General features: G+C 43.1%; 7 protein-coding genes. 4 read left to right on the top strand and 3 right to left on the bottom strand.

From position 1 onward, the window contains the following. Window positions 1–627: transposase (locus BM299_RS18250; RefSeq protein WP_207545242.1), on the top strand; the 627-nt coding region annotated here is incomplete at its 5' end. Window positions 628–1,187: 560 nt separating this feature from the next. On the opposite strand, the gene BM299_RS18245 is transcribed toward BM299_RS18250, so the two are convergent. The 3 genes from BM299_RS18245 to BM299_RS18235 all read right to left on the bottom strand — a co-directional run bounded on the left by BM299_RS18245 (window position 1,188) and on the right by BM299_RS18235 (window position 4,338). Next, entirely contained in the window at window positions 1,188–2,453 is a 1,266-nt protein-coding gene (locus tag BM299_RS18245) for a sensor histidine kinase (protein WP_092487844.1), read from the bottom strand. After that, window positions 2,450–3,169: a response regulator transcription factor gene (locus tag BM299_RS18240; protein ID WP_092487841.1), complete on the bottom strand. Its 720-nt coding sequence runs from the start codon at window positions 3,167–3,169 to the stop codon at window positions 2,450–2,452. The genes BM299_RS18245 and BM299_RS18240 overlap by 4 nt, the downstream gene beginning before the upstream one ends. Before the next feature lie 455 nt (window positions 3,170–3,624). Then, the gene (locus tag BM299_RS18235; RefSeq protein ID WP_092487838.1) at window positions 3,625–4,338 is read right to left on the bottom strand and encodes a hypothetical protein; all 714 of its coding nucleotides are present in this window, start codon (window positions 4,336–4,338) and stop codon (window positions 3,625–3,627) included. A gap of 372 nt (window positions 4,339–4,710) precedes the next feature. Between BM299_RS18235 and BM299_RS18230 the strand changes: the two genes are divergently transcribed. From BM299_RS18230 to BM299_RS18220, 3 genes are all read left to right on the top strand, one after another. Next, window positions 4,711–5,199, top strand: a complete 489-nt coding sequence (locus BM299_RS18230; RefSeq protein ID WP_483863700.1) for a DNA methyltransferase — start codon at window positions 4,711–4,713, stop codon at window positions 5,197–5,199. Continuing rightward, on the top strand, window positions 5,130–5,861 hold the full coding sequence (locus BM299_RS18225) for a hypothetical protein (RefSeq protein ID WP_342741343.1): 732 nt from the start codon (window positions 5,130–5,132) through the stop codon (window positions 5,859–5,861). The genes BM299_RS18230 and BM299_RS18225 overlap by 70 nt, the downstream gene beginning before the upstream one ends. Before the next feature lie 560 nt (window positions 5,862–6,421). Further along, on the top strand, window positions 6,422–8,242 hold the full coding sequence (locus tag BM299_RS18220; RefSeq protein ID WP_092487835.1) for a reverse transcriptase/maturase family protein: 1,821 nt from the start codon (window positions 6,422–6,424) through the stop codon (window positions 8,240–8,242). Window positions 8,243–8,350: the final 108 nt, after the last annotated feature.

Raw genomic sequence — 8,350 nt, 5'->3', positions numbered from 1 at the left:
CAGGAGGGGATTGAGAGGTTAGCACAATATATTGTCCGGGCTCCCATCGCACAGGAAAGATTGTTCTATATACCGGCATCCCAATCGAATGACGGTGTCGCACGAGTAATCTATAAAGGCAAAAACAGCGGAGTCCGTGAAACTTTTGTGGCGCTGGATTGGTTGGCCCGGCTTGTTAATCATATCCCCAATAAAGGAGAACAACTTGTCCGGTATTACGGGTACTATTCAAACAAGTCACGGGGCATGCGCAAAAAAACAGAGACTGACAACCAGGCGCCTTTACTGGTTGATTCCGATATTTCAAAAAAGGCTTTCCGCAGGAACTGGGCCCGCCTGATTCAAAAGGTTTACCATATCGACCCGTTGTTATGCCCCAAGTGCAATGGCTCCATGCGCATCATATCCTTTATCGAAGAGGAAGAGACCATCAAGAAGATATTGCTGCACCTGGATCTGTGGATGCCGGGAAATCATGATCCCCCCAACCTTTATAATGAGCATCAGTACATTCCTGCTTCCAAACCTTCCGGACCGTCTTATGATATAACCCATGATGATTCTATCTTCCAAATGCCGTATGAGGATGAATATTCCCAGTTGACACCTTATGAGGACTGTATTTAGCTTAGGGGTCTTATCAAGATAGGTTCACGATTGGACAGTATAGGCTATTAGGATTGTTCATGTGTTGTTATATGGAATCCTGTTATGGCCTGTTTGAGTGTGCGCATAATTTGGCATTAGAGTATGCCTGCCATTCTTTTTAATGAAACAGTCAGGTTATTATCCGGTAGATATGCATGAACCGGCTACAATTTTATGTTTGATGGGCAATAATATACTGTGCTATTAATGAGATGGAAAAAGCAAATTCCTATCGATTAAAGGCTGCCGGAAGCCATATATTACTTCTAAAACTGAAACCGGAAAATAAACCGAAGACCGTCTTTTCATGGTTATCAGGTATCACGGCCGCTGTTCTTGTTATAGCTTTGCTTTTTCTCCTGAAATGGCGCCGCAGGTTGGCTCCTCGGGACGGTGTTTCATGCGGCTGAACTCTAAAGATGCCAGGTAAAAAGAGGTTCCTGGAACATATAGATTACGATGCCCTGCTGGTTAAAATGCAGTAGGAGCGCTAACGGGGGGCAGGTTGTATTTCATCCGCATTCACTCTTTTTCGAAGTTTATCCGATAACAGCCCCTTTCCCGCTGTCAACAAGAGTAGAACTCATATCTCCCGGGAAAGTTCTGGCGAAGTGTCGCGGATTTTTCGGTAATGTTATCGTGAATGAACTCCCTTCCCCAGGGGCGCTTTCCACGGAAATTGTACCTCCGTGGCCTTCAATAATTAGCGCTGTAATGGCAAGTCCCAGACCAGCTCCTCCATAATGGCGCGATCTGGAGCGTTCAATCCGGTAAAATGGTTCAAAAATGTGCGATTGTTCTTCTTTTGCCATGCCTATCCCTGTATCGCTAATTGTTACCAGTATGTCATCCGGACGGTCGTCAAAAACTACGGACACTTTACCGCCAGGGCGGTTATAGCGAACGGCATTTTCAATAATATTGCTGAAGGCGCGGCTCAGCAATGCTTCCTTGCCAATGCAATAAACATCGAAATCCGCTGTTTGGTGCAATGTCACCTGATATTGTTCAGCCACAGGCTCCAATCCAGCTATTATTTCTGCTATCATGACTTTCAGGTTTACTTTTTCCCTGGGTTCGATCATTCCACTGCCGGACATGGCCAACAGATCATTGATTAGCTGCTTAAGCCGGTCCAGTTGCCTGTTTAATACGCTGAGCGCCTCCCGGTACTCATCTATGGTGGCTTCGGGATTGTCTTGGAGAACTTCCAGGTTAATCTGCAGGACAGATAAAGGTGTGCGCAGTTCGTGGGCGGCATCGGATATAAAACGGCGCTGCCGGCGAATATGCTGTTCCAACTGGCTCAGCATTGTGTTAAAGGAACATGCCAGCTCTTTTATTTCATCGTCGGGGCCGTCAGTGGGTATTCGCTCGGTCAGGTTGTTTGCGTGAATCCGTTTAACTGTTTGGCTTAAATATTGAACAGGACGCAGTATTTTTTTCGATAACCAATAAGCCCCCAAGCTCCCGAACAGCAGCATGACGACCAGACTCACGATGGAAATAGTGCGTAGAGATTTAAGTGCCTTTTGTACAGCCTGATCATATGTAAGTCCTTTCCCTTCTTTAAAACCCAAATCCTCTTCAGTAACCTTAACTTTATCATCTTTAACGAAAGGAATTTCATTAATTTGGGGAGTATCAATAATTGGAGGAGTAACAATTTCACCAATAAAAATATTACTTAGCAAAACTGATGCCATACTGTTAATAGCAATAATTAGCCCTGTTCCGGTAAAAAGTAATATTAGCGCTATCCAAAGGGCCAAATATGTTCGTAATGTCAGCAGCTTTTTTTTCATTGAGTGTCCCCAGTTTCCTTATAGTCCGAGTTACATGTAAAAATTGGTTCTTTCAGACGGTATCCGACTCCTGGAACTGTCTCGATGTATGTAGGATTTTCTGCGTTATCTCCCAATTTGCGCCGCAAGGTATTTATATGTACCCGGACTACATTTGTAAAAGGATTTACCGATTCGTCCCATATATGTTCAAGCAGTTCCTCCTGGCTTACCACTTTTCCTGTTCGCAACAGCATATACCTTAATATGGCAAATTCCTTTCGGGTTAGGTTCAGCGGGCGATTATTACACCAGACAATATGTTTTGCAGTGTCCATTATCAGATGCCCACAACGCAATACGGTGTCCTGAGTCACAAAGTCGCGGCGAAGAAGCGCACGCACTCTTGCTTTCAGCTCTTTAAGGTAAAACGGTTTGGTCAAATAATCGTGGGCTCCCATGTCCAGTCCCTGGACCCGGTCTTCCACTTCTATCCTTGCAGTTAATATTAATATTTTGGCGAGCGGATGGTTTGCCCGCAATCGGCTTAATACATCCAAACCGTCTATTTCCGGTAAATTGAGATCTAATACCACAAGATCATAGTCATTGATTACGGCAAGGGACAGCGCTTCTTTTCCGTCCATTGCCAAGTCTACAGCGTAACCTTCTCTTTTTAACTCTTTTGCCAGTGTAGTTGCTAAATCCTTCTCATCTTCCACAACCAACAGCCGCATAAAAAACCTCCCCAGCAATCGTCGTTAACTGTCTCAGTGGAATGCCAACAATAAGGTTGGCATTCCACTGAGACAGTTAGTGGTTGTATTGTAAAATATGCTATATTTTTCAAATATCCTTTTGTATTTACATAGATTATTTTTCCACTATAGTCAATAGCCATGGGGCCAAGTTAATGGACTTTTATTACCGTAATTTACCTTTAGTTTTCTACTAATGCAGCGAGCGGTGGAAGTACAGACCTTGTGAGGCCTTTACTTTGGCAGGTCTGTCACCTGCTGAACAACGCCAGCCTCTGCTGGACATACAACCGTCCCCTGTCATAGTGTCGCACGCATAACTAACAACCGCATAAGACAAATAATGAACTGCCACTAATCTGGTAGTCCAATAAAATAAGAAATGATTGTATAGTTGTAGAATATACTTAATTTTTTTCGGACTTACTTTATAGTTAATATGTTATACTTCCGCTATAGGTAATACTACTCGATTCAAGGTTCCACATTACCCAGTAATACGTGCCACTTGTATTAAAGGTAGCGGTTACATTGCATCCACCAGTATATGTGTTATACCATTGCCAATCGCCTGAACTGTTCACTATACCGACAAGTACTGTGGACGAGGAGGGGCTCCATGTGCTATAAAAGTTGGATTGTGCACCTGCTGGAAAATAAAAACCCCAAGTTTTATACTGTTGTGCTGAAATGCTTCCGCTAATAGGCAAAACTGCTTTTGCATTTACTTTTTCATCTGCTTTTGCATCTTTTAATATGTCTGCATCATATAGATTAACTTTTAGACACGTTCCATCTTTTAATATAAGGGACCGGCCGTCCTCAGACAGTTTGATCGTCTCATCTTTAAGTGGGACACCATCATTAACTTTCACAGTGACCTCCGGTGTCCCGGCCTCCGCTTCTTTATCATTTAGAATAACTGCATCATTTAGATTAACTTTTAGACACGTTCCATCTTCTAATATAAGGGACCGGCCGTCCTCAGACAGTTTGATCGTCTCATCTTTAAGTGGGACACCATCATTAACTTTCACAGTGACCTCCGGTGTCCCGGCCTCCGCTGCTTTCATCGATGCAGCAGAAAGAACCACTGCTACAGCCAGAACGAAAACAGAAACAAAACGCATCACCTTAAATAATGACATAAAATCCCTCCTAAATTTTAATTTGTTCTACAACTATACAACCACATCAATTGTAGAACTACAGGCATAAAATTTTTGTTAAATTTTGCAATTTCTCTCGCCTGTACACATTTGAGGGGGAATTGCAAAAACTGCCATCCCCGTATCTTGCGTCAAAAATTAGGTCCGTCAAACTGTGTAAATTGGGAGAACTTACCCATCCTTCAAAATGGAGTATGACCGACAAGCGATAAGTGGGCGCCTTACAATGATTGACATTTGTTGTGGTAATTTAAGCGATGAAGATATTTTAGAAGCTCAGTTAACAAAGTTTGGGGCAAAAAAGCCAAAGGGTAACTACAACAGCTCACCTGGCCCGGCAAAAAGGAAGCCGTGCTCCTTGCTAACCTGCCCACCAACAAAACCCTGCGGCCTGTCAAGGAAGAGAGTGTGGACTGGGAGAATACCGGCAACCTGTATATTGAAGGGGACAACCTGGAGGCCCTCAAGATACTGCAGGAATCCTACCTCAACAAAATCAAGTGCATCTATATCGATCCCCCTTACAACACGGGAAAGGACTTCATTTATAAGGATAACTTCAAGCAGAGCAGGGAAGAATACCTGGCTGACTCGGGACAGGTGGACGGAGACGGCAACCGGCTCTTCCAGAACACCGAGTCCAACGGGCGCTTCCACAGCGACTGGCTGAGCATGATGTATCCAAGGCTGAAGCTGGCCAGGAATTTGTTGAGGGAAGATGGGGTTATATCCTGGAAAAAGAGCGGGACTTATTTTACCGGGGTATCAAGGTGCTTTCCCTGTTCTTTATCGACGAGGTGGCCAAATACAGGCAGTACGACAAAAACGGAAACAAGCTGAATGGCGAATATGCCCGGATTTTTGAAGAAGAGTACCGGATGCTGGTGGAGGAATACTTGAGAGACGCTGGCGACAAATATGCTGGCTATTTAAGGCAGATAGATATTGAAAAGACCCATAACGGCTACTTTGCCATTGATAAACAGGGGCGGATGACCAATCCAAAAGTAAAAGCCAGAAAGACCGATTCTGAAGACGAGGACGCTTACAATTTGATCATGAAAGACAAGGAAAGACTATTGAGCTTTTCCGAGCCAACCCGCTTTATCTTCTCCCACTCGGCTTTAAAGGAAGGCTGGGATAATCCCAACGTGTTTCAGATCTGCACCTTAAAGCACAGCGACTCCACCATTAAAAAACGGCAGGAAGTGGGAAGAGGCCTCCGGTTGTGCGTAAACCAGGATGGCGAAAGGATCGACGATTCGGTACCGGGTATAGACGTGCACGATATAAATGTACTATCTGTCGTGGCCAGCGAGTCTTACGAGGCTTTTGCCAGGGAACTGCAGAAGGAGATCGCCGAAACTCTTTCCGATCGTCCCCGCAAAGCCGGTATTCAGTTTTTCCTGGATAATGTTCTGACTAACGAAAACTTTTCTGCTACCCGGCAAAATCAAATCTGGGTGGCTGATATCACCTATAGTGCGCCCGTAGAGGCGTGAAACAAACGCCATGAATTATTGGGAAATCTACCTCTGGCAAGGTAGTGGACTAAGTGTCACAATCATCCATCATCAACCAATTAACCAGCAAGGGAAACCCCAGAGGGACAATAGCACATTGGTAAAGCCATAAGTCAGCTAACCATCAAGCTGCGACTGAATGGCAAGATGAAAAGTTATGAACAAGGGTAAAAGCTATACTGCCTGAATGATAGTCCAAGGGGCCACAGATGTATCTGTAACGAAAGATGGTTAGAAACGTTACATAATGCTGGCACCGATGCAGATGTAGGGTATCGGTGTGTGACCACCAGCATTACCCAGCTACAATAAGTAGAAAAGGACGAAAGTCATACCCGATATCATAACAAGCTCGTTCCCAATAATTTAAACGGGGATTGCCTAAGTCAGAGTGCTTGTAAAAGCTATAGTCATAAGAACTTGAAAATCTGATACGGCAACGGAGCTCCCATAGTAGTCAGCGGTGGGGAAAGCCCACTACAAGGCGAAGGGGAGCAGTTTATCCATTTAGTACAGTATTGGAAGGATGCGGGAGGCATTTGAGAAATCCGATTACAGTATTAAATAATCTACAATCTAAAGCATGTAAGGAATACTACAGGTACGAAAGACTATACCGCAATCTATATAATCCAGAGTTCTACTTGATAGCATATAATAATATCTACGCCAAACCAGGTAACATGACAAAGGGTATAGATGGACAAACGATTGACGGTATTAGCTTGAGCCGAATTAATAGCTTGATTAACAAAATCAAAGACCACAGTTATCAGCCAAAACCAGCCAGACGCACCTATATATTGAAGAAAAACGGAAAGCAAAGACCGCTTGGTATACCTTCGGTGGACGATAAACTAGTACAAGAAGTCGTCAGAATGCTTTTGGAAAGTATATGGGACAGCATCTTTATGGAAACCTCCCACGGGTTCAGGAAAAACAGGAGCTGCCACACGGCCTTGGAAAACATCAAAAACAAATATACGGGTGTAAAATGGTTCGTCGAAGGTGATATCAAGAGCTTCTTCGATAACATTGATCATCACGTACTCGTGGGGCTGTTAAGGAAAAGAATATCAGACGAGTACTTCATCGGACTCATCTGGAAATTCCTCAAAGCCGGATATATGGAAAACTGGACCTTTCATGGCACATACAGCGGAACACCCCAGGGTTCAATTTTAAGCCCAGTTTTAGCTAACATCTACCTTAACGAGCTAGATAATTTCATGGACGAGTATAAAAATAACTTTAATAAAGGACACAAAAGAAAAAGAAACCCGGAATTTAGAAAACTCGAAGGAAGAAAATACTGGCTAAAAAAGAAATACGCCCGAATATGGAGTAGCCTCAGTCCGGATGAGAAATCAAAAGCCAAAAGAGAAATAAAAGCAATCGAAAAGGCAATGATGAACACGGACTACGCTGATCCGCTCGATGGACAGTTTAAAAGGGTTCAGTATACGCGTTACGCTGACGACTTTCTGGTTGGTGTTATTGGCAGCAAGAATGATGCAGAAAAATTAAAATCCGACATAAAAGAATTTCTATTCCGCCATCTTAAACTGGAAATGTCAGACGAAAAGACGCTAATCACCAATGCCAGAAAGCCGGCAAGGTTCCTGGGTTACGACATAAAGATTGCTAACAACAAAACCCCGGTCAGAAATCCTCAAGGAAACCTGGTGAGGGTCTACGACAAACGGGTGAAATTATATGTGCCAAAGGAAAAATGGCTGAAAAAACTGCTGGATTATAAAGCGTTAAAAATAAGCTATAACAGTAACCATAAGGAAATATGGAAATCGGCTCACAGAAAAGAACTAATCAATAAAACTGATATCGATATTCTACGACAGTTTAACAGCGAAATCCGTGGACTATACAATTACTATAAAATGGCGCACAACGTACCAGTGTTACACAAATTCGGATACTTCATGAAATACAGCATGTATAAAACCTATGCAGCAAAATATAAAACCCACATCTCAAATATCAGGCATAAATTTGAAACAAATGGAATATTTTGCGTAAAATATTCAACCAAGAAAGGCGAAAAAATTCACACCCTGTACAATAATGGGTTTAGAAGGGTTGACTATGTAAAAGTCGAGAACATCGACGCTACCCCATACGTCAAACCAATTTCTATCTATAGCCCCGCAAAGCGTATTAGGGATGGGAAATGCGAAATATGCCATACCACAGATGCCGATATTTACATTCATCATGTAAGAAAACTGACCACTCTAACAAACAACAAAATGTGGGAAAATATTATGTTGTCAAGGAACAGAAAAACACTGGCACTATGTGAAAAATGCCATAGCAACTTACATGCAGGATTACTGGATTAGCGATAAATAGAGAGCCGTATACATGGAAACATGTACGTACGGTTCGGGGGAGAATGCACCAAAACCTACTCAAGTAATTGAGTAAGGCGTGGTGCATTTATCCCACTC

It is taken from the genome of Desulfoscipio geothermicus DSM 3669 (genome assembly GCF_900115975.1).
Classification (GTDB): domain Bacteria; phylum Bacillota; class Desulfotomaculia; order Desulfotomaculales; family Desulfallaceae; genus Desulfoscipio; species Desulfoscipio geothermicus.
The sequence above is the reverse complement of the archived record's forward strand: the minus strand, read 5'-3'. Positions and strand labels throughout refer to the sequence as shown.